A 24461-nucleotide genomic window follows, 5' to 3' on the forward strand; every position below is an offset into this window, starting at 1 on the left:
GCTAGCGGCCGGACTGGCGCAGCGTCGCGAGCCGGTCGAGCGCGCCTTGCAGAATGAAGATCGCCGCATGGGTGTCGATCACCTCGGCGCGCCTGGCGCGGCTGACATCCATGCCGATCAGCTCGCGCTCGACGGCCGCCGTCGACAGCCGCTCGTCCCACAGGCCGATCGGCAGGTCGGTGAGGCCGGCGAGGTTGCGTGCAAAGGCGCGGGTCGATTGCGCCCGCGGCCCTTCGCTGCCGTCCATGTTGATGGGCAGGCCGAGCACGAAGCCGACCACCTTGCGCTCGGCGCAGATCGCGAGCAGCCGCGCGGCATCGGCCTTGAACGCCTTGCGCTGGATGGTCTCGACGCCGGTGGCGAGTTTCCGGTCCGGATCGGACACGGCAACGCCGATCGTCTTGGTGCCGAGATCGAGGCCGACGAGCGCGCCGCGTTCGGGCCAGCGGGCGGCGGCTTCGATGAGAGGAAGAATGGGAGCGGGCATGGCGCGCCGCTTAGCACGCGGGTCGGCAACGGGCCAGCAGGCGCGACGCATGTCTTGAGGTTTGGCTGGAGTGGACGGCTCGGGTTGTCGCTGCACTGCGATCGGCCTATATGGAGCATCGTACCGTGAACAGGAGTGGTGCCGTGGATCGCAGGACCAGCTTAGCCCGCCGCTTTGTGTCCTCTGCCGTCACGGTTGCTCATGCCCTCCTTTCTGACGCTCGATGCGGTCTCTGCCGCGACACCTGATCACCATCGTCTGTTCGACAACCTCTCCCTTTCGATCGGCGCCGAACGCATCGGTCTGGTCGGCCGCAACGGCTCGGGCAAGTCGACCTTGCTCCGGATCGTCGCGGGGTTGTGCGAGCCCGCCGCGGGAACGGTCACGCGCACCGGCGCGCTCGGGCTGCTGGCGCAGTATTGGGATCCCGGACTGCGCGTGAGCGAGGCGCTCGGCGTCTCCGGCGCGCTCGCGACGCTCGATCGGATCGTCGCCGGGCAGGGTAGTGACGTTGATCTCGCTAACGCCGATTGGAGCCTGCCGGGCCGCGTCGACGAGGCGCTGCTCGGGGCAGGGCTGCCCGGCGCGGCGCTCGATCGCGCGATCGACTCGCTGAGCGGCGGCGAGCGGACGCGCATCGGCATCGCCCGGCTGCTGATCGAGGCGCCGGACCTGCTGCTGCTCGACGAGCCCACCAACAATCTCGATGCCGACGGCCGCGCTGCGATCGGCCGCCTGGTGCAGAGCTGGCGTGGCGGCGTGCTGGTCGCCAGCCACGACCGCGCGCTGCTCGAGCTGATGGACCGGATCGTCGAGCTGACGCCGGTCGGCGTACACATCGTCGGCGGCGGCTGGTCGATGTTCGTGCAGGCCCGCGACGAAGCGCGGGCCCGCGCGGACGCGACGCTGGAACGTGCCGATGCGCATCTGCGCGACGTGGGCCGCGCCGTGCAGCGCCAGCGCGAGGCCAAGGCGCGCAAGGACAAGGCCGGCCGTGCCTTCGCTGCCAGCGGTTCGGCGCCGAAGCTGCTGCTCGGTGCGCGCGCCGAGCGGGCGGAGGCCACCGGCGGCCGCTCGCAACGGCTCGCCGAGCGCATGGTCACGGCAGCGACCGAGCAGCGCGACCAGGCGCGCCGGCAGGTCGAGGTGCTGACGCCGCTCTCGATGGTGCTGCCGCCGACCGGGCTCGGCGCCGGGACGGAGCTCCTGGTCATGGACCACGTGGTCGTGAGAGCGGGCGACCGCAGCTTCGGCCCCTGGACGCTGCAAATCAAAGGGCGTCAGCGGATCGCGGTGACCGGACGGAACGGCGCCGGCAAGACCACGCTGCTGCGCGCGGCGATCGGCGCCATTGCATTGTCCGGCGGCACGCTCCGGCGCGCGGAGGGGATCGCCATGCTCGACCAGCATGTCGCGCTGCTCGATCGCGGCGACAGCATCATCGGCAATTTCCGCCGGCTGCATCCGGCGCTCAGCCGCGAGGCCGCGCATGCGGCCTGCGCGCGCTTCGCGTTCCGCAACCACGACGCCGAGCAGAGGGTGGAGACGCTGTCCGGCGGCGAGCGGCTGCGCGCCGGATTGGCCTGCACGTTCGGCGGCGAGCAGCCGCCCTCGCTGTTGCTGCTGGACGAGCCGACCAACCATCTCGACATCTTTTCGATCGAGATCCTGGAACAGGCGCTGCGCGCCTTCGACGGCGCGCTGCTCGTCGTCAGTCACGACCGGTCGTTTCTCGCGGCGATCGGTGTCGAAGAGGAGTTCGTGGTCAGAGGCTGAACGCCTGATCATCAGTGCCGATCGGTGTACCACCCAAGGGCGGCACCTCTCGCCGCTGAGCGCGAAGCACTCGCATATGACGATGGGAGTTTGTTTGGGGCTCTCCGTCCCGGAGCGTCATTGCCGGGCCTGTCCCGGCCATCCACGTCGATCGGCATCCTCGGAACGACGTGGATGCCCGGGACGAGCCCGGGCATGACGGAGTAACCAACTCGCTGTGCAACTCGTCGCGGGCGGCCCGGAGTCTTTCTGTGCGATCGCACTCGCTCCAACCGGGAGAGGTGAGGCCGCTACCGGATCGCGATCGGGTTGATGTTGCCCTGGACGCCGCCGCGCCAGCGCGGTTGGCCCAGGACGAACAGGAACTCGTAGCCCTTGTCCTTGGCCAGCGCGGCGGTGTCCATGTTCTCCAGGATGTAGGTCCCGTTCATCGCGAGCAGGATCTGGTGCACCTCGAACAGGTTGTTGGACTCGAACGGGATCGCCTCCACCGCCCAATTGTCGGCGCCGACGGCGACCACGCCCTTCGAGGTCAGGTACTTCGCGCCCTCGACGCCAAGGCCCGGCTCACCGGCGCCGTAGCGCTTGTCGTCCTTGCCGATCAGACCGAGCCAGCCGGTGTGGAAGATGACGATATCGCCCTGCCGGATCTCGACGCCCTGTTTCTTGGCGGCCTCCTCGATCTCCTTGACGTTGAAGGCGGTGCCTTCCTTGACCACGTCGGTGTTGTAATAGGCAGCCATGTCGAGCAGCACTCCGCGCGCCACCAGCGGCGGCACCTTCTCGATGCCAAGCTTCTTCAGACCGGTCGGGTCGGCGAAGTCGAGCAGCTTGTTGCCGTTGTAATAGACGTGCTCGATGCCGAGATGGCCGAGACCGTCGAGCTGGCTGCCGACGCCGACCCAGCCCTCGACGATGTCGTCATTATAGGTCGCCTTGTTCGGGCCGAGGCCGGGAATGCCGGCCTGTCCCGGCTGCACCACCGTGATCTTGAACGAGCGCGGCGGATAGGCGGGGGTCTTGGAGTCGATGATCATCCCGAGCGGGTAGGTCTTGCCGGTCTTCACCAGCGAGGCGGCTTTGACCACCAGTTCCGGCGTCATGTAGTTGGCGGCGCCGATCTCGTCGTTCGGCCCCCATTTCGACTTCGTCCAGTCCTGAGCATGAGCCGTCCCGACCGCACCGATCATGACGATCGAGCAGCACAACACGAACGCGTTGCGCATCGCATTTCCTCCGACATGTTGATGTTTGTTGTTTTCGCGCTGGCCAGCGCCGCATTCTAACTGAGGTCGACGCTGTTCAAAGTTGTTTTTCGCGTTTGCGTTGCACTGTGCCGGAGTGTCGCATCTGACGATATTGCCGAGCGGCAACCGCCTTGCGACATGGTTTCACGACGCGGAATAGGTGCAATGCGTCGGGTTCTCGCCGGCACTCCAGACTGTTGCTGGCGCACGCACGGGAGTAGTGTCGCACTGCATTCGTGAGGTCGATCCGATCGCCACGTCTCGGCTAAGAAAACGTCTCGGCTAAGAAAACGTCTCGGCTAAGAACACGTCCCGGCCAAGAACAAGCACGCACAAGGAGCAGCCCATGTGGCCCGATCGCCGCTTCCTCGACCTCGTCAAGACCGAGCACCCGATCGTGCTCGCCCCGATGGCGGGGGTGATGGATGCCGATCTGGTGATCGCGGTCGCGCAAGGCGGCGGGCTCGGCTCGCTGCCGTCAGCGATGCTCAGCCCCGACAAGGTGCGCGAGCAGGTCAACATCATCCGCCAGCGCGTCTCGGCGCCGATCAACCTGAACTTCTTCTGCCATACGCCCGTCGAGGCCGACGCGGCGCGTGAGGCCGGGTGGAAGAGGCGGCTCGGTGCGTATTATCAAGAGTACGGCGTTGATCCCGAGGCTCCGGTCGCGGCCGCAAACCGCGCGCCGTTCGATGCGGCGATGTGCGCCGTGGTCGAGGAGCTGAAGCCGGAGATCATCAGCTTCCATTTTGGCTTGCCGGAGCCGACGCTGCTGGCACGTGTGAAGGCGACCCGTGCGGTCGTCATGGCCTCGGCCACGGTCGTGCGCGAGGCGGTGTGGCTGGAGAAAAACGGCGCCGACGTCATCATCGCGCAGGGCGCGGAGGCCGGCGGCCATCGCGGCATGTTCCTGACCGACAAGCTCGCCGAGCAGGTCGGCACCTTTGCGCTGGTGCCTCAGGTCGTCGATGCGGTGAAGGTGCCGGTGATCGCGGCCGGCGGCATTGCGGATGCGCGCGGCATCGCGGCGGCGTTCGCGCTCGGCGCCTCCGGCGTGCAGATCGGCAGCGCCTATCTGCGCTGTCCCGAATCGAAGGTCAGCGTCATGGCCCGTGCCGCTCTCGCGGCGGCTGACGACGAATCCACCGTCATCACCAACGTGATGACCGGCCGGCTGGCCCGCGGCGTCGCCAACCGGGTGATGCGCGAGGTCGGGCCGATCTCGCCGGACGCGCCGGCGTTCCCGCATGCCGCGACCGCGCTCGGCCCGCTCAAGGCGGCCGCGGAGAAGCAGGGCAAGGTCGATTTCACCAATCTCTGGGCCGGCCAGGCGCTGCCGCTCGGGCGCGAGATACCGGCGGCCGGATTGACGCGGACGCTGGCGGAGCAGGCGCTCGCACGCCTCGCGAAGCTGGCGGGCTGACGCCGCGGGAAACGTCGAGGGCAGGGCGGCGCCCCGGAAAACCCTGAAGCCAGCCGGTTGCGGCGCGAAAGCGGGCTCTGCTATAGGGCGGGTTCACTATTTTTCGTGAGGCTCTATATAATGTCGGTCGATGCCGCCACCGTCCGCAAGATCGCGCAATTGGCGCGGATCGCTGTCACTGACGCCGAGGTCCCGCATCTGCAGGGCGAGCTCAATGCGATGCTGGCCTTCGTCGAGCAGCTCTCGGAGGTCAATGTCGAGGGCGTCGAGCCGATGACCTCGGTGACCCCGATGGCGATGAAGAAGCGCCAGGACGTCGTCACGGACGGCGAGATCGCGGACGACATCATCAAGAACGCGCCGATGACCGAGAACAACTTCTTTCTCGTGCCGAAGGTCGTGGAATAGCCAGGTGGAATAGCCGAGGCAGGTCGGCGCGCTCCTCGCGCGCCATCTGCTCCTCCAACCGACAAGCGAGCCGACGCCGATGTGCATGCTCTGCGACGATGAAGCGGCCTACAAGGCCTATATGGACTATCTCGACGCGATGGAGCGGCAGGGCCAGGCCGCCGATCCGGACAAGACCGTCAACGAGATCCTCGACCAGCTCGAGGCGGCCAATGCCAATAAGGCCAAGCCGGCGAACAACAAGTTCTTCGCCGACGATGCCGCCGACGACAAGACGCTTTCCCCGTTCTTCTGCAGCCCGATCAACAAATGACCGATTTGACTTCGCTGACGCTCGCCGAGGCCCGCAAGGGTCTCGACAGCAAGACCTTCACGTCGCTCGAGCTGACCGACGCCCATCTCAAGGCGATGGAAGACGCGCGCGCGCTCAACGCCTTCGTGATGGAGACGCCGGATCAGGCGCGCGCGATGGCGCGCGAGGCCGACGCCAGGATCGGCAAGGGCGAAGGCGGGCCGCTCGCCGGCATTCCGCTCGGGATCAAGGATCTGTTCGCGACCAAGGACGTCCGCACCACGGCGTGCTCGAAGATCCTCGGCAATTTCGTGCCGACTTACGAGTCGACCGTCACCTCGCAGCTCTGGCGCGACGGCGCCGTGATGCTCGGCAAGCTCAACAATGACGAGTTCGCGATGGGCTCGTCGAATGAGACCTCGTGCTTCGGCCCGGTCGGCAACCCCTGGCGCCGCGAGGGCTCCAACACGACGCTGGTTCCGGGCGGCTCGTCCGGCGGCTCGGCCTCTGCGGTGGCGGCGCTGCTCTGCATGGGCGCGACGGCGACCGACACCGGCGGCTCGATCCGCCAGCCCGCCGCGTTCACCGCCACCGTCGGCATCAAGCCGACCTATGGCCGCTGCTCGCGCTGGGGCATCGTCGCCTTCGCCTCGTCGCTCGACCAGGCCGGGCCGATCGCGCGCTCGACGCGTGATGCTGCGATCCTGCTGCGCTCGATGGCCGGGCACGACCCGAAGGACACGACCTCGGTCGACATTCCCGTGCCGGACTACGAGGCTTCGATCGGCAAGTCCGTGAAGGGCATGAAGATCGGCATTCCCAAGGAATATCGTCTCGACGGCATGCCGGCCGAGATCGAGAAGCTGTGGGCCGAGGGCGCGGCCTGGCTGAAGGCCGCCGGCGCCGAGTTGGTCGAGGTATCGCTGCCGCACACCAAATACGCGCTGCCGGCGTATTACATCGTGGCCCCTGCGGAGGCGTCCTCGAACCTCGCCCGCTATGACGGCGTCCGCTACGGCCTGCGGGTGCCCGGCAAGTCCATCGGCGAGTTGTACGAGAACACCCGGGCCGAGGGCTTCGGCGCCGAGGTCCGCCGCCGCGTCATGATCGGCACCTATGTGCTGTCGGCCGGCTATTACGACGCCTATTACATCCGGGCGCAGCGGGTCCGGACCCTCATCAAGAAGGATTTCGAGGACTGTTTCACCAAGGGCGTCAACGCGATCCTGACGCCGGCGACGCCATCGGCCGCCTTCGGCATCGGCGAGAAGGGCGGCGCCGACCCGGTCGAGATGTATCTCAACGACATCTTTACAGTGACGGTGAACATGGCCGGCCTTCCCGGCATCGCGGTGCCGGCCGGCAAGGATGCGCAGGGCCTGCCGCTCGGCCTGCAGCTGATCGGCCGTCCGTTCGACGAGGAAACGCTGTTCTCGCTCGGCGAGGTCATCGAGCAGGCGGCGGGACGGTTCACGCCGGTCCGGTGGTGGTAGGCGTAGCCGATTTCAACAGGAGCCTCGCGGGCGATAAGCCCGCCGCCGGCCTGTCGCCCGTGCTTACCGGCCTGTGGTGGCTGGCGAAAGGCGATTGGGACCGGGCGCACAGGATCATTCAGGACGAGACCGGCCGCGATGCGGCCTGGGCGCACGCGCATCTGCATCGCGTCGAGGGCGACCTCGGCAATGCCGGCTATTGGTACCGCCAGGCGGGGCAGCCGGTGGCGACAGATGCATTGGATATCGAATTCGAGCGGATCGTCTCCGCGCTGATGGGGAGTTGAGGGCCATGACGGCAACCAGCGGCAAGCTGATGAAGGGCGCCACGGGCGACTGGGAGGTCGTGATCGGCATGGAGATCCATGCCCAGGTCACCTCGAAGTCGAAACTGTTCTCGGGCGCCTCCACCGCCTTCGGCGGCGATCCCAACACCCACGTCTCGCTGGTCGACGTGGCGATGCCGGGCATGCTGCCGGTCATCAACGAGGAGTGCGTGCGCCAGGCCGTGCGCACCGGGCTCGGTCTGAACGCCAAGATCAACCTGCGCTCGGTGTTCGACCGCAAGAACTATTTCTATCCCGACCTGCCGCAGGGCTACCAGATCAGCCAGTACAAGGATCCGATCGTCGGCGAGGGCGAGGTCACGGTCGAGCTCGACGGCGGCAAGACCGCGACAATCGGGATCGAGCGCCTGCACATCGAGCAGGATCCGGGCAAGATGCTGCACGACCAGTCGCCGTCGCTGTCCTATATCGACTACAACCGCTGCGGCGTGGCGCTGATGGAGATCGTCTCCAAGCCGGACATCCGCGACGCCGAGCAGGCCAAGGCCTACGTGACGAAGCTGCGCTCGATCATGCGCTATCTCGGCACCTGCGACGGCGACATGGAGAAGGGCTCGCTGCGCGCCGACGTCAACGTCTCCGTGCGCAAGCCGGGCGGTCCGCTCGGCACTCGCTGCGAGATCAAGAACATCAACTCTATCAGCTTCATCGGCCAGGCGGTCGAGGCCGAGGCGCGGCGCCAGATCGAGATCATCGAGGACGGCGGCGTGATCGAGCAGGAAACCCGCCGGTTCGATCCCGACAAGGGCGAGACGCGCTCGATGCGCTCCAAGGAGGAGGCGCATGACTACCGCTACTTCCCGGACCCGGACCTGCTGCCACTGGAATTCAGCCAGGCGTTCGTCGACGAGCTGAAGGCGGCGCTGCCGGAATTGCCCGACCAGAAGAAGGCGCGCTTCATCGCCGATCTCGGCCTGTCGCCGTACGACGCTTCGGTGCTGGTGGCCGAGCGGGAGAGCGCGGCGTTCTATGAGAGCGTGCTGGCGGCGCTGCCGGACCGGGCGCGCGACGGCAAGCTGGCCGCCAACTGGGTCATCAACGAGCTGTTCGGCCGGCTGAACAAGGAAGGCCGCGACATTGCGTCGTCTCCCGTGTCTGCTTCGCAGCTTGCTGCCATTGTCGCGCTGATCGGCGAGGGCACCATCTCCGGCAAGATCGCCAAGGACCTGTTCGAGATCGTCTGGAGCGAGGGCGGCGATCCGCGCGAGCTGGTCGAGAGCCGCGGCATGAAGCAGGTCACCGACCTCGGCGCGATCGAGAAGGTGGTCGACGAGATCATCGCCGCCAACCCGGACAAGGTCGCGCAGGCCAAGGCGAAGCCGCAGCTCGCCGGCTGGTTCGTCGGTCAGGTGATGAAGTCGTCGGGCGGCAAGGCCAACCCGCAGGCCGTCAACGATCTCCTGAAGAGCAAGCTCGGCATCTGAAACGACGATCGCTTATCTTCGTTCCGGCGGCGCGCACCAAGGTGCGCGCCGTTTTCGTTTGGGCTCGCGTCCGGCGAATCGCCGCACGCGATTCGCAAAAAAGCCACCGTTCGCGAGCGATCGAACGCGCACGACGGTGTGTACGATGAAAATTTTTTCGTTGCCAAAATTTACGACTCGGAGTCCGCGAGCGGCTCTTCTGATGTGAGTCTGCGCGGCGCAACGGAGTTGTCGCCGCTGCCGCCTCGTCTTGCAGCAATTCAGGAAATCCTTGCAGCGTAGGCTTTTCCTGCGATCGCTATTAGTAGCAGGCTCGCCGTTGCGCCGACGCGGAAACGCATTTCCGATGTCGACGGTCGTGCTGCTTCGCGCGTTTCGTCAGCCGTACACGCGCGCGCGTGTCAACACTTCCTTAAGCCGGAAGCTGTTTTTTTTCACTCGTTGGTGTATCGATATGGAGTGCATCTCGATTCCCGAGTGCACGCATCGACTAAGCCAACTCACATCGGAGGGCAACATGGCCAAGAAAGCGAAGAAGGCGAAGAAGGCAGTGAAGAAGGTCGCGAAGACCGCGGCGAAGAAGACTGCCAAGAAGACCAAGAAGGTCGCCAAGAAGAAGTAACTCTCGCAGTCCGCTGCGAGATGAGTCCGGCAGCTTGAAGCCGGCACGTCGTTGGAACGAAGGGACGCGCAGCTCGTTCAGAGCCGGCGGATAATCTTAGGCTCCAGTCGACGATAGAGGGTGTCGGCGAGACATCAGGTCAACGGTCGGATCGAACTAAGGCAGCTTCGCTGCTGCGGGACGGTCCGGTAGAAGAAACAGGATTTCTTCGTTCGGTGCAGATCGCGCTTTCGGTCTGCAATCTCACGAGCGGCTAACAGCCAGAGTGAGATCTGATCCTGACGTGTTCGCCGACGCCCTCGATCCCCGGCACCGCGCCGATGGCGGCGGGCCTGACGTCCTTTCCATTGTTCAATCTCGATTGCTCATTCAGTCCGGCGCCCGCGCGGCGGCCTCTGCTGTCTGCTGGCTCTTACATACCGGCGCAGGCGACGGCCTGAGATCACGCGGGACTGATGGCTCTGCCGCGATGCCGGAGCATCGCCTGAACGCGAAGGCAGCGTTCGCCCACGAGAGGCTCGACAGGCGTGATCCGCGGAGCCTGGTCCCCGAAGGACTTGCTGAAGCTTCATGCTTGGACGGATCGCGGCAGGGACGTGCCTCCTGCGCGCTGCGGCCCTCGGCGATTGCCGTTGATCGCCACCCACACCGCGGCGCTCTCTCGCTCGATCTCGACCCATAACCTCGGACGACGGGGCGATCGCATCGCGGGCGTCCGTGCCCTCGGTTGCAGCCGCCGAACGATCGCGTTTTGCGGATGGTTAGAGGTTTGCCAAACAGAACGGTAAACCACTGTTTGCCGCTTTGGAGAATCGCATGTGAATCAATCGCTTGCGGACAGGCCCGGACAATCGCGGGTTTCGTGTTCAAGCTTCTTTCAGCAAGATGTTTAAACTGCCCTTCAAACTTGATCCGTCATCCTTCGCGCATAAGCCGTCAAACGGCATGGGGACTAACCAGGCGTTGAACAGTTGGACGGGGGCCGCGCTCCAGGGGAGCCGCCTCCTTGAATGAAGGAGAGCGACGATGTTTCAGGGACAACTCAATTTCGTTGATGTGACCACCGCCGAGCAGGGCGCCAATGGCGACGTGCTGTTCGAGCTCGGCATGCTCTATGCGAGCGGCCGCGACGGCGTGGTCGATCTGATCGCCGCGCATAAGTGGTTCAACCTCGCCGCGCTCAAGGGCCGCGTCGATGCGGTCGCGATGCGTCGCGAGGTCGCCGAGCAGATGTCGGAATCCGAGATCGCGGCTGCGCAGCGTGAGGCGCGCGCCTGGATGACCGCGCGCTGATCATGGTGTGCCGGGGCTCTCCGGCCTCGCGCCTCGTCACGAGGTGAACGCGAGGTCGGCCGCCGGCGGCAGTCGCCGCCTGACACGTCCGTCGCCTCGCGGTGACCTCGGGCAAGCCTCGTCGGACGCCCACAAATCTCCTATCTGTCGTCCCATGCGACGATCGAAGCGGGATGAGGGCATGAGGCAGGCGCAGCGACAGGCGAAACGGCAAGAGCTGATCGACTGCCATGACTGCGGGAACGGCGTGTCGTTCAGCGCGGTGGCGTGTCCGCATTGCGGCTCGACGGAGCCGGCCGGGCCTGCCGTGCAGAGCCGGCGCGAGTTGCAGCGATTGCGGATCGAGGCGAGCAACGACCGGCGGCTCGTCGTGGTGACCGCGCTTTGCGCGAGTCTCGGCATTCTCTACGGTGCGGTGATGGGAGCAGGGGGCACGGCCTCGTTATGGGCCGCGTTGTTCTATGGCTTCATCGGCGCGGTGATCGGCGTGCCCGCCGCGTTCGTGATCAACATCAGCCGCAGCCTGTTCGATTAGGCCCCCGCTCCGGCACATAAGGTGAAATATCCGAGCGGCTCCCGACAACCGGCCTTCAGCCGCGGCTCGGAGGACCCCGGCGGCCTGTCGCGTGTCTTAGCATGGAGAGGAGTGAGTGTGGCTCGGCTTGGCAGAGTGCCTGGCGGAGAGGGAGGGATTCGAACCCTCGATACAGCTTGAGACCGTATGACGCTTTAGCAAAGCGTTGCCTTCAGCCACTCGGCCACCTCTCCGGCTGGGGTCGGTATGCCCCACGACGCGCTGAGCCGCAAGCGGCAGATTGCGCCCCGATCTGAAATCCTCACAGGAGCGCGTGCTCCGCTCCCTCTCTTCCGGTCCGGGTTGGACGGTGCGCCTCCTGGACACCTAATCCTGTTTGGGAGCGTGGCTCCTGCTCAGGGTGCGGGTTTTTGCATTTAACCTCATAAGTTGCCGAAATGCGGGTCTGAGGCAAATCCGCAACAGCTCCGCGGCGCGGCTGCGATTCCTGCCAGCAAGGGCCGAGATTCGAGGCCTGGGACGCCCGAGTTGCGCCCGCTTCTTGCCGGGCGAGTGTGTCCGGGCATAAGCACCCAAGATTGCGTTGTTACAAAACATGAGAAGAAACAGGAACTTAAGCAAGCCCGCAGAACCACGGTTTCGTGCCTTTTGTGCAACACCGCTCCAAAAAGGCGCCCGCCGGCCGCCGCAATGATGGTTCCTTTGTTGCGTGTGCAAAGTCCTTCGGTAATTCTCCCAGCACGACGAAGGGGGGCATCCCGACGTCGTCCCGTTTAGGTCGTTCGCTCAAGTCCCTCGCGTTCATGCGGGTGTGTCCGATAGCGCGAAGCGGCTGAGCGACGGGTCGAAGGGGGACAAGGGCCAAACCTCGAGGGTGTCTCACACCCAGCGGACGCGGAACCTTCCCTGACTGAGCAACTTGGAGGTTTAACACTATGAACACGATCAAGAGCCTCGTCCTGGGCTCGGCGGCAGTTCTCGTCGCCATGTCTGGGGCCCAGGCAGCTGACCTTCCGATCAAGGCCAAGGCGGTCGAGTACGTGAAGGTCTGCTCGCTGTACGGCGCCGGCTTCTACTACATCCCGGGCACCGACACCTGCATCAAGCTGGGCGGCTATCTCCGTGCGGAGACCTCGTTCGCCAGCAACGGGCAGTACAACAACGCTGTGACGGCTCCCTCGGGCCTCAACAACCGCTACAGCAACTACTTCTACACCCGCGCGCGTCAGGACCTGAACATCGACACGCGCACCGCGACCGAGTACGGCGTGGTCCGCACCTTCGCTGACCTGACCTTCACCTGGACCTCCGGCAACTTCGCCGGCACGGGCAACGGCGGCACCTTCTACAGCACCGGCGCTGCCAACACCGCTGGCCTGACCTCGGTCAACGGCCTGAGCAACGACGGCATCGCCGGCGGTTCGCTCGGTGTGTACTACGCCTTCATCCAGTTCGCCGGCTTCACCATGGGTAAGGCCGTGTCGCAGTTCGATACGCCCTGGACCAACTACCCGGGCAACAACTTCGACGGTCTGTGGGGCGGCGGCGGCACCGTCACCGGTGTCAACCAGTTCACCTACACCGCTGACTTCGGCTCCGGCATCACGGCTGCGATCTCGGCTCAGGAGCAGGCGGCGTACTACCAGACCAACATCTGGAACACCTCGGGTGCTCTGCAGTCGGCTTCCAGCGTCCTCGGTGGCGCCTACGGCACCAACTCGATCGGCGGCACGGTTGCTCCTGATATCGTCGGCATGGTTCGCGTCGACCAGGCTTGGGGTCTGTTCCAGGCGTCGTTCGCGGCGCATGACAACCACGCCGGTTACTACGGCGTTGCCGAGACCTCCGGTCATCCGTCGGACAAGTGGGGCTGGGCTGGTCAGCTGGCTCTGTCGATCAAGAACATCCCGACCGGACCTGGCGACACCCTCAGCATCCAGGGCGTCTACACCAACGGTGCGACGCGCTACAACGCGCAGAGCCTCGTTCCGACCACCTACCAGATCTTCGGCAGCGCGAACAACGGCGCCTATCAGAGCGTTGCTTTCGCTGGCGTGTCTGACTCGGTGTACGGCGTCGGCACGGCTCAGGAGCTGACCACCTCCTACGGTTTCCGTGGTGCCTTCACGCACAACTGGAACCCGGCCTGGAACACCGCGGTCTACGGTTCGTGGGCTGCCCTGCGCTACAACGGCAACGCCAAGGCCTTGATCTGCGGCGGCGCTGGCGTGGCTGGTCTCGGCATCACTGCCGCGAACTGCAACCCGGACTTCAACATCTCCACGCTGGGCCTGATCACCCGCTGGACCCCGGTCAAGAACCTGACCTTCTCGGCTGACGTGGCCTGGACCAACCTGGACCAGAAGTACACGGGCAACGCCACGCTGGCTGCTGCCAGCGGTTCGTCGGCCAAGCCGGCTGCCGTGTATCAGCTCAAGGACCAGAACTCGGTCTCGATGCTGCTCCGCGCTCAGCGCAACTTCTGATCCTGATCACCTGATCTCGATCACGGCCCCCGGCAGGCAACTGCCGGGGGTTTTTGTTTGACTAACGCGACCGTCGCGGCATGCACCCGCGCTTCCTCGCGTCGGTTGAGGCCCCAGGGGCCGCTCTGCTGCGCGTCATGGCTGCGCGGGTCAGGAGACAGGGCTTTCACGAAGCGTCATCATCGCCTGCCTCCGTTGCCGGTCACGCGGCCGCCGTGTCGTTTGAGCTGGCGATCTCATAAGATGCGCCACGATGCGATGATCCGACGAGGTGAGACAGGGCGCATTCGCATGTCGTCCCCACCCAGATGCCATTGTTTTTCAAGGCCTTCTCAGAATGTTGGAGATTTCGTAGAAAAGGTGTTGAAAATAGATGAGTTGATAAGATAATTTTTCAGCGCTGCCGATGAAGTCGGACTCTTGATTGTCCGACTGATCCGATCGGATTGATCTGAAGTTAGACCTCCGAAGCCTCCGGCGATGCCCCGCTGGAGGTTTCTTCGTTTTGGCGCATCGCTGATGCGGGTCCGCCAGCTCGCGGCCGAAAGACGCGGGTCCGCCGAAAGGACCATAGGTCCGGCGGCGCGGAACGTCCTGCTGCGACTCTGCAGCACTTCCATTGGTCGAAAAACTTACTCCCCCCGGCTTGACCGGGCATTTCTGCGTCGTCACAGTCTGACAAAGAGATGACGGGTCCTGACACCGTTACGCGAGTGAGGAATCGGTCCAAGATGAGTTTGGAAAGCTCTCTGGGAGTGTTGCGTCCCTGGTCGGAGCAGGACGATCAGGCGGAGGCGATCAGGAGGATGCTCGAAGCACGGCCGGAAGGCTGCGCAGAGCTGGCTGAAATCCTGGCGACCGCCCGGCGGATCGATCCGAGCGACGAGGAGTCCTGGTATCGCGAGTGGATGCAGTGCGCCGACGCGCTAGGCGCTGCCGCCCGTGATGCCGTGCGAAATGGCCGGCCCGAACTGGCCATCCGCAAATGGTCGGGAGCCGTCCATTGCTATGAGGCCGCGGCCTGTCCCTTCAGCGGCTCGCAGCCGCGTCAGGCGGTCGTCCTGTCCCGTATGCGCGACTGTGCCCGCGAATTCCTGCGTTGTGCCGATCCGCAAGGGGAGGTCGTCACGATTCCCTGGCGTGCCGACTATCAGCTCGAAGGCTATTTCCTGCCGGCCCGTGGTGAGCGCGGCAGGGCGCCCACCGTCATATGCATCGGCGAACCCGGTCGTCGGAAGGAGCCCTCGCTGTTCAAGCTCGCGGCTCATGCGGAGCGGCACGGCTTGGCGCTGCTCGTCGTCGACCTCCTGGGAAATGGTCCGGACTGTCGTTTTGAAGAGATCGTCGGCCGCCGCGACCTCGAATCGGCGATCGCAAGCGTGACGGACTACGTGACGGGACGCGACGATGTGGACGAGGACCGGATTGCGATCCTTGCCGATGACTGGAGCTCCTCCTTCGTCGCGCGTGGCATCGCGCTCGACCCGCGTTATGCGGCGGCGGTCTGCGATGCCGGGCTGTGGGACATCCATGAACGCGTCTTCCTGTCGCGTCGTCTGGCCGCGCGGGAGCGGGGCAGGCCGCCGATCGCAAGCGATGGTCTGGCTGCTCGGCAGATCATGTGCCCGCTGCTGGTGAATGTGCCGGAGCGCGGCTGGCTGCGGGCCGACATCGCGACCCGGCTCGTCGCGCAGATCAAGCGCGAGCATCCCGACATCACTCTGAAGATCGTCTCGGGCGCGTGCGCAGACTCGCGCGACGCGGATGTTTTCGTGTTCGACTGGATCGCGAATCGCCTGGCGAGAGCCGCACGGCCTTCCGGCTAGCTTCGTGCTTGCCGGCTCTGTGGCGCGGGAGTCGACCGGCCGTGCCGTCTATCGGCGTCAGAGGCCTACCGACAGCCTGGTGCTGGCCTTTTCGAACCGGTCCTTGAGGCCGGAGAGCTTGTCGGTAAAGGTCGCGAGCTCGCGCGTGTCGAACTCCTCGAAGATGAAGGCGAAGACCTGCGCCTGTTGAGTCTCAAGCTCGGCGAACTGCTCCGAGGTCTTGGCCGTCAAGGACATCAGCACGACGCGGGCGTCGTTGGGCGCCGGCTTGCGCTCCATGAAGCCCTTCTTCTCGAGCAGCTTCGACTGGGTCGTGACGAAGGAGGGGTCGACGTGGAGCCGCTTGGCGGCCGCATTAACGGCGACGCCTTCGCCCCGGTCCAGCTCCGAGATCGCCATCAGGATCATCCATTGCGGACCGCTGATTCCGATTCTCTTGGCCCAGAAATAGCGCAGCTCCTCCAGATGGACGTTGATCGTCGAGATCTCCCTGGCGAAGCGAATGATGGCGTCGCGATTCTTCGGCAGATCTACAGTCATCTGCGGCTGCGCGTCCGTTTCCACAGGTGCGGCAGAGGTATTCTTCAAGGGCGCCATTGCTCAGCAGTTCCAATCCGAGGCGAGACCCTAAAGAAAAAAAATCCGCAACAAAATCACTTATCTAGGAGGTAGTCCGCAGACCCCCTCGCGCCGCACAATCGCCTGCCTTGGTGTTGCCCTGAGGACACATTTCGGCTTCATTCAATTACCTGACTGCATAAACTATTTTGCTTACCGAATGAGCGAAGGCATAGTTCCTGACGACGGTGGGGGGTTACTCGATCGTCCCGTTACAGGTGGTTCGCTTAAGTCCCTCGCGTGACGCGGGTGTGTCCGAGAGCGCGAAGCGGCTGAAGCGGTTTTTCGGGAGCGGAGGAAGCGGATCGTCCTGGGGGATCTTGATCCGGTTCTTTCTCAAAAGAGCAACTTGGAGGTTTAAATGAAGACGGTTAAGAGCCTTGTCCTCGGCTCGGCGGCAGTGCTGCTCGCCATGTCCGCGGCTCAGGCGGCCGACCTTCCGATCAAGGCCAAAGCGGTCGAATATGTGAAGGTTTGCTCCCTGTATGGTGCGGGCTTCTACTACATCCCCGGCACCGACACCTGCATCAAGCTGGGCGGCTATCTCCGTGCGGAGACGGCGGTCATGGCGAACGGTTCGTTCAACAACGCGGTCACGGCTCCGTCGGGCCTGAACAACCGCTACAGCCCGTACTTCTACACCCGCGCGCGTCAGGATCTGAACATCGACACGCGCACCGCGACCGAGTACGGCGTGGTCCGCACCTTCGCTGACCTGACCTTCACCTGGACGTCGGGCAACTATCAGGGCACCGGCAACGGCGGCACCTTCTACAGCACCGGCGCCGCCAACACCGCTGGCCTGACCGCGGTCAACGGCCTGAGCAACGACGGCATCGCCGGCGGTTCGCTCGGTGTGTACTACGCCTTCATCCAGTTCGCCGGCTTCACCATGGGTAAGGCCGTGTCGCAGTTCGATACGCCCTGGACCAACTATCCGGGCAACAACTTCGACGGTCTGTGGGGCGGCGGCGGCACCGTCACCGGTGTCAACCAGTTCAGCTACACCGCTGACTTCGGCTCCGGCATCACGGCGACGATCTCGGCTCAGGAGCAGGCGGCGTACTACCAGACCAACATCTGGAACACCTCGGGTGCTCTGCAGTCGGCGGCTGGCGTGTTCGGTGGCTCCTACGGCACCAACTCGATCGGCGGCACGGTTGCTCCGGATATCGTCGGCATGGTCCGCGTCGACCAGGCTTGGGGTCTGTTCCAGGCGTCGTTCGCGGCGCATGACAACCACGCCGGCTACTATGGCGTTGCCGAGACCTCCGGTCATCCGTCGGACAAGTGGGGCTGGGCTGGTCAGCTGGCTCTGTCGATCAAGAACATCCCGACCGGACCTGGCGACACGATCAACATCCAGGGCGTCTACACCAACGGTGCAACGCGCTACAACGCGCAGAGCCTCGTTCCGACCACCTACCAGATGTTCGGCAGCTCGGGTAACGGCGCTTATCAGAGCGTCGGCTTCGCCGGCGTGTCCGACTCGGTGTACGGCGTCGGCACCGCTCAGGAGCTGACCACCTCCTACGGTTTCCGTGGTGGCTTCACCCACAACTGGAACCCGGCCTGGAACACCGCGATCTACGGTTCGTGGGCTGCTCTGCGCTACAACGGCAACGCCAAGGCCTTGATCTGCGGCGGCGCTGGCGTGGCTGGTCTCGGCATCACTGCCGCGAACTGCAACCCGGACTTCAACATCTCCTCGCTGGGTTTGATCACCCGCTGGACCCCGGTCAAGAACCTGACCTTCTCGGCTGACGTGGCCTGGACCAACCTGGACCAGAAGTTCACGGGCAACGCCGTTCTCCCGGCCGCCAGCGGCGCGACCGCGAAGCCGGCTGCCGTGTACGAGCTGAAGGACCAGAACTCGGTCTCGCTGCTCCTGCGCGCTCAGCGCAACTTCTGATCCTGATCGTCTGATCTCGATCGAAGCCCCCGGCAGGCAACTGCCGGGGGTTTTTCTTTGACGTGTGCGGCAGGATCCGCAGCATGTCCCGAGGGGGAGCTAACCCTGCGAAGGCTCGCGCTCGGTTGAGCCGATCGCCGCGCAAGCTCGATCGTGCAGATCACCAGACCGGGTGAAACGTCAGGCGGGCCAAGAGGCGTCAGGCGGTCCATTGCGGCGACCCGCCGTGTCCGTGATGCGCCGGCCAAATCTGTCCTCTTTGCGGCTTTCGCTGAATTCTGGTCACGTCGACGGCGCCGGCGCGGCGGCGGCCGGCAATTCGGGCGTGCGGATGTCGTGCTTTTGGCGCCGGCTGGCCGTGCCCGGACTTCGCCACAGCTGCGTTTCGCGGCGTCACGAGAATGGTCCGATAAAACACCAAATTCGCCGCGCGATCGTTCCGACTGCAACGCTATGCGCGGGCACGGTGTGAGCCGGCTGGAAATGCGCTGACTCGTCGAGCAGGGGCGATGGACCCTGCTTCGCGACCGGTACGACGTGAGCAATTTGGAGGTTAGTATGAAGACTGTGAGGGGCCTTGTTCTGGGCTCAGCGGCGACGTGGCTCGCCATGAGTGGGGCTCAAGCGGCCGACCTTCCGATCAAGGCCAAGCCGGTCGAGTATGTGAGGGTCTGCTCGATGTACGGCGCGGGATTCTTCTATATCCCGGGCACGGACACCTGCATCAAGCTGGGTGGCTATCTGCGCGCCGAGGTCGGATTCGGCACCAATACGATCTTCCAGAACGCCGTGAACGGGGTCGCGGGCGCGCGGAATCGCTACAGCAACTACTACACGACGCGCTCGCGCGCCGACCTGAACATCGACACCCGGACTTCGACCGAATACGGCGTGGTTCGGACGTTCTTCGATGCGGTGTTCCAGTGGACGTCCGGCACCTATGCGGGGGCTGGAAACGGCGGCACCTTCTATAACACCGGCGCGGCCAACACCGCGGGGCTGACCAACGTGAACGCCTTGTCCAATGACGGCATCGGCGGCGGTACGCTCGGCGTGTTCTACGCCTTCATCCAGTTTGCCGGCTTCACGATGGGTAAGGCGGTGTCGCAGTTCGACGCCCCCTGGAGCAACTATCCCGGCAACAATTTCGACGGTCTCACCGGCGGCGGCGGTTCGATCACCGGCGTCAATCAGCTGACCTACACCGCTGACTTCGGCTCCGGCATCACCGCCGCGATCTCCGCGCAGGAAGCGGCACTGTACGGACAGTCGAACATGTACAATACGTCGCTGCAGACCGCGGCGGGCGTGATCGGCGGCGCCTATGGTGCCAACTCGTTCGGCGGCCAGGTGGCGCCTGATATCGTCGGCATGGTGCGCGTCGATCAGGCCTGGGGTCTGTTCCAGGCGTCGTTCGCCGCTCATGACAATCATGCCGGCTTCTTCGGGCCCGGTCTGGAGACCAACGGCCACCCCGCCGACAAGTGGGGCTATGCCGGTCAGCTCGCGCTCTCGATCAAGAACATCCCGACAGGCGTGGGCGATACGCTGAACGTGCAGGGCGTCTACACCAACGGCGCCAGCCGGTACAACTTCCAGAGCTTGGCGCCGATCAACTATGCGATGTACGGCGGCAGCAACATGGCCGGGGCGTTTCAGAGCCTCGGCTTTGCCGGCGTCACCGATTCGGTCTTCGCCAACGGCACCCAGCAGCAGCTGACCACGACCTACGGCTTCCGCGGCGCCTTCACCCACAATTGGGATCCGGCGTGGAACACGGCGGTCTACGGCTCCTGGAGCGCCGTCCGCTACAATGCGACGGCCAAGGGATTGATCTGCAACGGTGCGGGCATGGTCGCTCTCGGCATCGTCGGCGCGAACTGCAACCCGGACTTCAACGTCTCCACCCTGGGTGTGATCACGCGCTGGACGCCGGTCAAGAATCTGACCTTCTCGGCCGACGTCGCATGGACCCGGCTGGACCAGAAGTTTGCCGGCGTTGCGAATGCGCCGGCGGCGGCAGCCATCGCCAAGCCGGCGACGACCTATCAGCTGAAGGACCAGGATTCGGTCTCGCTGCTGCTCCGCGCTCAGCGCAACTGGTAACGACGAAGAGTGGCGAATGGCGAATTGGGAGTAGCGAATAGCCGTTGACGGACCATCGTGATGTCCGTTTCGCTATTCGCTATTCGCTATTCGCTATTCGCTATTCGCTATTCGCTATTCGCTATTCGCTATTCGCTATTCGCTACTCGATCACCGCGCCGCGGCGCAGGTCGGCCTCGATCTGCAGCCGCGAGCCGCCGCCGAAGCGGGCGCGATAGACCTGCAGATTCTCCATCACCCGCTGCACGTAGTTGCGGGTCTCCGCGAACGGGATCAGCTCCACCCAGTCGACGGCGTCGACCTTGGGATCGCGCGGATCACCATAGCGCTCAATCCATTTTCTCACGCTGCCGCGGCCGGCATTGTAGGCCGCAAACGTCATGATGTACGAGCCGCGATAGTCCTCGAGCAGGCCGCCGAGCTCGGCGGCGCCGAGCTGGGCATTGTAGACGGGATCGGTCTTCATCCGGTTCAGGTCAAAGCTGACACCGGCGCGCTTGCAGACATAGCGGCCCGCATCGGGGGTCACCTGCATCAAGCCGTAGGCTTGCGCCGGCGACACCACCGCCTGGTTGAAGGCGCTCTCCTGGCGCGCGATCGAGAAGATCACGCTCTGCTCGACCTCCGGGCCGATCGAGCGGAAAGCAGGGATGCCGTTGACCGGATAGGCGTAATGATCGAACGGCAGCCCGCGATTGAGGGCAGCCTTGCCGACCAGCAGCGTCGCCCGCGCGTCGCTGTTACGGGCGGCGATTTCAGCCAGGCCCAGCAGCACGTCCGGATCGCCATTGTCGCCCATGTCCGAGAAGATCGGGATGGCGACCTCGCCCTCGTCGAGGTCGTAGAGCAGCTGCACCGCGCGGACCACTTCCAGCCGCTCGACACCGCGGCCGCGCCCGGCCGGCGCGGCATTGAGGCCGAGCTGCGGCAGGCCGAGCTTGGCGCGCGCCAGCTGACCATAATAGCTCGTCGACTGCTCGGCCGCCGACGTGTAGGCCGCACGCGCCTCCTGCATCCGGCCCATCGCCTCGGCGGCGCGGCCCTGCCAATAACCGGCGCGCGCCAGCGTGGTCGGATTGACACTGCCGACGCCGATGCGCGCGAAATGCTGGGCGGCCGTCGCCGGGTCCTTGAGGAAGCGCAGCGCGATCCAGCCGGCGGTGAACTCCTGCTCGGTCTTGTAGATGTCGCGGTTCGGCAGCGCCGCGTCGCGGGCGATCAGATAGGCGCTGCGATACTCGCCGGTGTCGATCATCTTGCGCGCCAGCAGGCGGCGCTCGATCCACCATTCGTCGAGATTGTGCAGCCGGCCCGGATCCTTCGGCGCGCTCAGCATCAGCTGCGCCGCCTCGGTGAAGTTCTCGTCGCGCCTCAGTAACTGAATCCGGCTGAAGATGTAGCCGGCGTCGCCATGCAGTTCGCGCGGCACGGCGTCGAGCAGCGCCTGGCTGTTGGAGGCCTTGCGGTAGGTCGCGATCCGCGCCTTGGCCAGCGCGACGTGACCCGAGCCGAGCCGGCGCGCGGCGCGCAGCGCGGCCTCATGTTCGCTGCCATACAGCAGCGTGTCCATGCGCGCCTTGTGGTCGCCGCCGGAGAGCAGGGCGCCGAACTGGTCGAGGATGATGTTCTCGGTGTCCTCGGACATCGTGTCGCCGCGCCAGGCATCGCGCACCAGGCGCTCGGCATTGGCGCGATCGCCGCGATTGAGCATGACGCGGGCGAGCGCGAACTTGCCCTTGGCCGACAGCGGCGATTCGTTCTCGAACCAGGACCACACGACGGAATCGTCGCGCTTGTCGTCCCACAGCGCCGCTTCCAGCCGGCGGCGCAGGAAGGTCTGCGACGGCCAGCTCGGATTGGCGGCGATGAAGGCGCGGTAGCGCTCGACGGTGGCGTTGTTGTTGTCGCTGCGCAGGATCACCCACTCGGCGAGCTTGCGCGCGACCGGATCGGAGATCGCCTGCTCGACCTGGGTGGCGTCATCCGGCTTGCGCTTGCGGACCAGCTCGATCACGTTTTCGAGCGCATCCTTGTCGGATTGCGAGGTCGAAGACGTCGCCGCGACCGCCGCAGGCATGATCGGCTTGCGGGAAGCGGGCGGGGCGGCGTGCTGGCGCGGCGGCAGGCTCATCGTCGCAGTCGGCGTGATGTCCCGGGGAGCACCGCGCAGCGGCTCGCCAGCCGCCTTGGCGCCACTCCTCACGTCGGCCTTCATGTCCGCCTTCATATCCGCCTTGGCCTCGGCGCGGGCGTCCTGCTTGCTGCGGGACTCGGCTTCTTTGGGGCCGGCTGCCGGGGTCGTGCTGCGCGCGATCGGCCGCGCTTTCGGCAGCGGAACCTTGTCTTTTGCGAGGGCGATGTCGACCAGAGCCCAGCCGACCGTCAGGCTGGCGGCCAGGGACACCGAGAGAGACATCGACAGGGCGGTCGATCGCAATGCGGTGGCGCGGGCAAAAAAGGGCACGGCGTTCCTTTGCGGCGGATGACTTCGATCCCTGACGACCTTGGTCTATCGAAAAGGTGAACAAATACTAAATGTACAGGGATGAGTTGCAACCTGCGCCAACACCGCGGCGAAATCACGACCGAAGGGCGGCGCTGCGGCTCTGCAACGCAGATGGAACTGCCGGTTCCGCCCGAGGTGGGCCGCGACGGTACCTCATGCCGCTGCCGGCAAGGCCTGGAGCCGGGACCGATTCGGGCGGTGCGCGTGCCTGTTGAGAAGGCAGCCGAGATCAGGGCAGGCCTTCCGCCGGATGTCCAGACCCGGTATGAAGTGCGCTTCGCTCTGGGGCAACAAGCGTTTGGGAGGGAGTTTCATGGCGGCCAAGACGAATTTCCGAGGCTCTTTCACGGCCCTCGTGACCCCCTTCAAGAACGGCTCCGTGGACGAGGCGGCGTTCCGCAGCCTCGTGAACTGGCAGATCGACGAGGGCACCAATGGTCTCGTGCCGGTGGGCACGACCGGCGAAAGCCCGACCTTGAGCCATGACGAGCACAAGCGCGTGGTCGAGTGGTGCATCGCCGAGGCCAAGGGCAAGGTCCCGGTGGTGGCCGGCGCCGGCTCCAATTCCACCAAGGAGGCCGTCGAGCTCGCCCAGCACGCCGAGAAGGCGGGCGCGGATGCGGTGCTCGTGGTGACGCCGTACTACAACAAGCCGACGCAGGAAGGCCTGTATCAGCACTTCAAGGCGATCAACGACGCGATCGGCATTCCGATCATCATCTACAACATCCCGCCGCGTTCGGTGATCGACATGTCCGTCGATACGATGAAGCGGCTGTACGACTTGAAGAACATCGCCGGTGTGAAGGACGCCACGGCCAGCATGGTGCGGGTGTCGCAGCAGCGCGCGGTGCTGGGCGAGGATTTCAACCAGCTGTCGGGCGAGGATGCCACCATCATCGGTTACATGGCCCATGGCGGCCACGGCTGCATCTCCGTCACCTCGAACGTCGCGCCGCGGCTGTGTGCCGAGTTCCACAAGGCTTGGCAGAAGGGTGATGTCGCGACCGCGCTGAAGATCCACGACAAGCTGATGCCGTTGCACACCAATCTGTTCATCGAGTCCAATCCGGCGCCGGTGAAGTATGCGCTGTCGCTGCTCGGCAAGATCGAGGAGAAGCTGCGGCTGCCGATGGTGCCGGTCTCGGAGCCGACGCGGGTTGCCGTCCGCGATGCCATGGTTCACGCCGGTCTGATCAACTGATTTGAGCCGCTTCTTTCACGTCTGAGGGGGAGTGCAGACATGCTGAAGGAATTTCGCGAATTCGCCATGAAGGGCAACGTCGTCGATCTCGCGGTCGGCGTCATCATCGGCGCGGCCTTCGGCGCCATCGTCAATTCGCTGGTCGGCGACGTCATCATGCCGATCATCGGCGCCATCACCGGCGGCCTCGACTTCTCGAACTATTTCATTCCGCTCTCCAAAGCGGTCAACGCAACCAACCTGGCCGACGCCAAGAAGCAGGGCGCGGTTCTGGCCTATGGCAGCTTCCTGACGCTGACGCTGAACTTCTTCATCGTGGCCTTCGTGCTGTTCATGATCATCCGCGGCATGAACAAGCTGAAACGCAAGCAAGAGGCGGCGCCCGCGGCCCCGGCCAAGCCCACCGCCGAGGTCGAGCTTCTGACCGAAATCAGGGATCTCCTGAAGAAAGCCTGA

At 64.9% G+C, this 24461-nt stretch carries 19 protein-coding genes and 1 tRNA gene; 15 read left to right on the top strand and 5 right to left on the bottom strand.

Going from position 1 to position 24461, the window contains the following annotated elements:
- Position 1 precedes the first annotated feature (1 nt).
- On the bottom strand, positions 2-487 hold the full coding sequence (gene ruvX, locus NLR35_RS05835; RefSeq protein ID WP_257165598.1) for a Holliday junction resolvase RuvX: 486 nt from the start codon (positions 485-487) through the stop codon (positions 2-4).
- Between the two features lie 201 nt (positions 488-688).
- On the opposite strand from ruvX, the gene NLR35_RS05840 reads away from it, so the two are divergent.
- Entirely contained in the window at positions 689-2263 is a 1575-nt protein-coding gene (locus NLR35_RS05840) for an ABC-F family ATP-binding cassette domain-containing protein (RefSeq protein ID WP_257165599.1), read from the top strand.
- 290 nt (positions 2264-2553) lie between these two features.
- On the opposite strand, the gene NLR35_RS05845 is transcribed toward NLR35_RS05840, so the two are convergent.
- Complete coding sequence (locus tag NLR35_RS05845) at positions 2554-3489, bottom strand: cyclase family protein (protein WP_257165600.1); 936 nt, start codon at positions 3487-3489, stop codon at positions 2554-2556.
- A 367-nt stretch (positions 3490-3856) separates the two neighbouring features.
- Here NLR35_RS05845 and NLR35_RS05850 point away from each other — a divergent pair, with 367 nt between their 5' ends.
- From NLR35_RS05850 to NLR35_RS05885, 8 genes are all read left to right on the top strand, one after another.
- Complete coding sequence (locus tag NLR35_RS05850) at positions 3857-4933, top strand: nitronate monooxygenase family protein (protein WP_257165601.1); 1077 nt, start codon at positions 3857-3859, stop codon at positions 4931-4933.
- Positions 4934-5053: 120 nt separating this feature from the next.
- Positions 5054-5341 (top strand): Asp-tRNA(Asn)/Glu-tRNA(Gln) amidotransferase subunit GatC, encoded by a 288-nt coding sequence (gene gatC / locus NLR35_RS05855; RefSeq protein ID WP_257165602.1) that lies wholly within the window; start codon positions 5054-5056, stop codon positions 5339-5341.
- Positions 5342-5420: 79 nt separating this feature from the next.
- Positions 5421-5654: a hypothetical protein gene (locus NLR35_RS05860; RefSeq protein WP_257165603.1), complete on the top strand. Its 234-nt coding sequence runs from the start codon at positions 5421-5423 to the stop codon at positions 5652-5654.
- On the top strand, positions 5651-7126 hold the full coding sequence (gene gatA, locus NLR35_RS05865; protein WP_257165604.1) for an Asp-tRNA(Asn)/Glu-tRNA(Gln) amidotransferase subunit GatA: 1476 nt from the start codon (positions 5651-5653) through the stop codon (positions 7124-7126). Before NLR35_RS05860 ends, gatA begins: the two co-directional genes overlap by 4 nt.
- Complete coding sequence (locus NLR35_RS05870; RefSeq protein ID WP_257165605.1) at positions 7117-7413, top strand: hypothetical protein; 297 nt, start codon at positions 7117-7119, stop codon at positions 7411-7413. The genes gatA and NLR35_RS05870 overlap by 10 nt, the downstream gene beginning before the upstream one ends.
- A gap of 5 nt (positions 7414-7418) precedes the next feature.
- Positions 7419-8897 (top strand): Asp-tRNA(Asn)/Glu-tRNA(Gln) amidotransferase subunit GatB, encoded by a 1479-nt coding sequence (gene gatB / locus NLR35_RS05875; RefSeq protein ID WP_257165606.1) that lies wholly within the window; start codon positions 7419-7421, stop codon positions 8895-8897.
- A gap of 1648 nt (positions 8898-10545) precedes the next feature.
- Positions 10546-10812, top strand: a complete 267-nt coding sequence (locus tag NLR35_RS05880; protein ID WP_257165607.1) for a hypothetical protein — start codon at positions 10546-10548, stop codon at positions 10810-10812.
- Positions 10813-10993: 181 nt separating this feature from the next.
- Complete coding sequence (locus tag NLR35_RS05885; RefSeq protein WP_257165608.1) at positions 10994-11347, top strand: hypothetical protein; 354 nt, start codon at positions 10994-10996, stop codon at positions 11345-11347.
- Positions 11348-11487: 140 nt separating this feature from the next.
- Here NLR35_RS05885 and NLR35_RS05890 read toward each other — a convergent pair.
- Positions 11488-11580, bottom strand: a tRNA-Ser gene (locus NLR35_RS05890).
- A gap of 702 nt (positions 11581-12282) precedes the next feature.
- On the opposite strand from NLR35_RS05890, the gene NLR35_RS05895 reads away from it, so the two are divergent.
- Both NLR35_RS05895 and NLR35_RS05900 read left to right on the top strand, forming a co-directional pair.
- Positions 12283-13833, top strand: coding sequence for a porin (locus NLR35_RS05895; protein WP_257165609.1), 1551 nt, complete (start codon positions 12283-12285; stop codon positions 13831-13833).
- Between the two features lie 731 nt (positions 13834-14564).
- Positions 14565-15659: a S9 family peptidase gene (locus NLR35_RS05900; RefSeq protein ID WP_257165610.1), complete on the top strand. Its 1095-nt coding sequence runs from the start codon at positions 14565-14567 to the stop codon at positions 15657-15659.
- Positions 15660-15716: 57 nt separating this feature from the next.
- On the opposite strand, the gene NLR35_RS05905 is transcribed toward NLR35_RS05900, so the two are convergent.
- Positions 15717-16199 carry a MarR family winged helix-turn-helix transcriptional regulator gene (locus tag NLR35_RS05905; RefSeq protein ID WP_257165611.1) on the bottom strand — a complete coding sequence of 161 codons (483 nt, stop codon included), beginning with the start codon at positions 16197-16199 and terminating at the stop codon, positions 15717-15719.
- Between the two features lie 439 nt (positions 16200-16638).
- On the opposite strand from NLR35_RS05905, the gene NLR35_RS05910 reads away from it, so the two are divergent.
- Positions 16639-18189 (top strand): porin, encoded by a 1551-nt coding sequence (locus tag NLR35_RS05910; protein ID WP_257165612.1) that lies wholly within the window; start codon positions 16639-16641, stop codon positions 18187-18189.
- Positions 18190-18747: 558 nt separating this feature from the next.
- The gene (locus NLR35_RS05915; RefSeq protein WP_257165613.1) at positions 18748-20295 is read left to right on the top strand and encodes a porin; all 1548 of its coding nucleotides are present in this window, start codon (positions 18748-18750) and stop codon (positions 20293-20295) included.
- A 142-nt stretch (positions 20296-20437) separates the two neighbouring features.
- Here NLR35_RS05915 and NLR35_RS05920 read toward each other — a convergent pair whose 3' ends face one another.
- Positions 20438-22711 carry a lytic transglycosylase domain-containing protein gene (locus tag NLR35_RS05920; protein ID WP_257165783.1) on the bottom strand — a complete coding sequence of 758 codons (2274 nt, stop codon included), beginning with the start codon at positions 22709-22711 and terminating at the stop codon, positions 20438-20440.
- Positions 22712-23114: 403 nt separating this feature from the next.
- Between NLR35_RS05920 and dapA the strand changes: the two genes are divergently transcribed.
- Together dapA and mscL are read left to right on the top strand one after the other, a co-directional pair.
- Entirely contained in the window at positions 23115-24005 is an 891-nt protein-coding gene (dapA, locus tag NLR35_RS05925) for a 4-hydroxy-tetrahydrodipicolinate synthase (RefSeq protein WP_006612722.1), read from the top strand.
- A 39-nt stretch (positions 24006-24044) separates the two neighbouring features.
- Positions 24045-24461, top strand: coding sequence for a large conductance mechanosensitive channel protein MscL (gene mscL / locus NLR35_RS05930; RefSeq protein ID WP_006612723.1), 417 nt, complete (start codon positions 24045-24047; stop codon positions 24459-24461).

The sequence above is a fragment of the Bradyrhizobium sp. SRS-191 genome, from assembly GCF_024586915.1.
Lineage (GTDB): Bacteria > Pseudomonadota > Alphaproteobacteria > Rhizobiales > Xanthobacteraceae > Bradyrhizobium.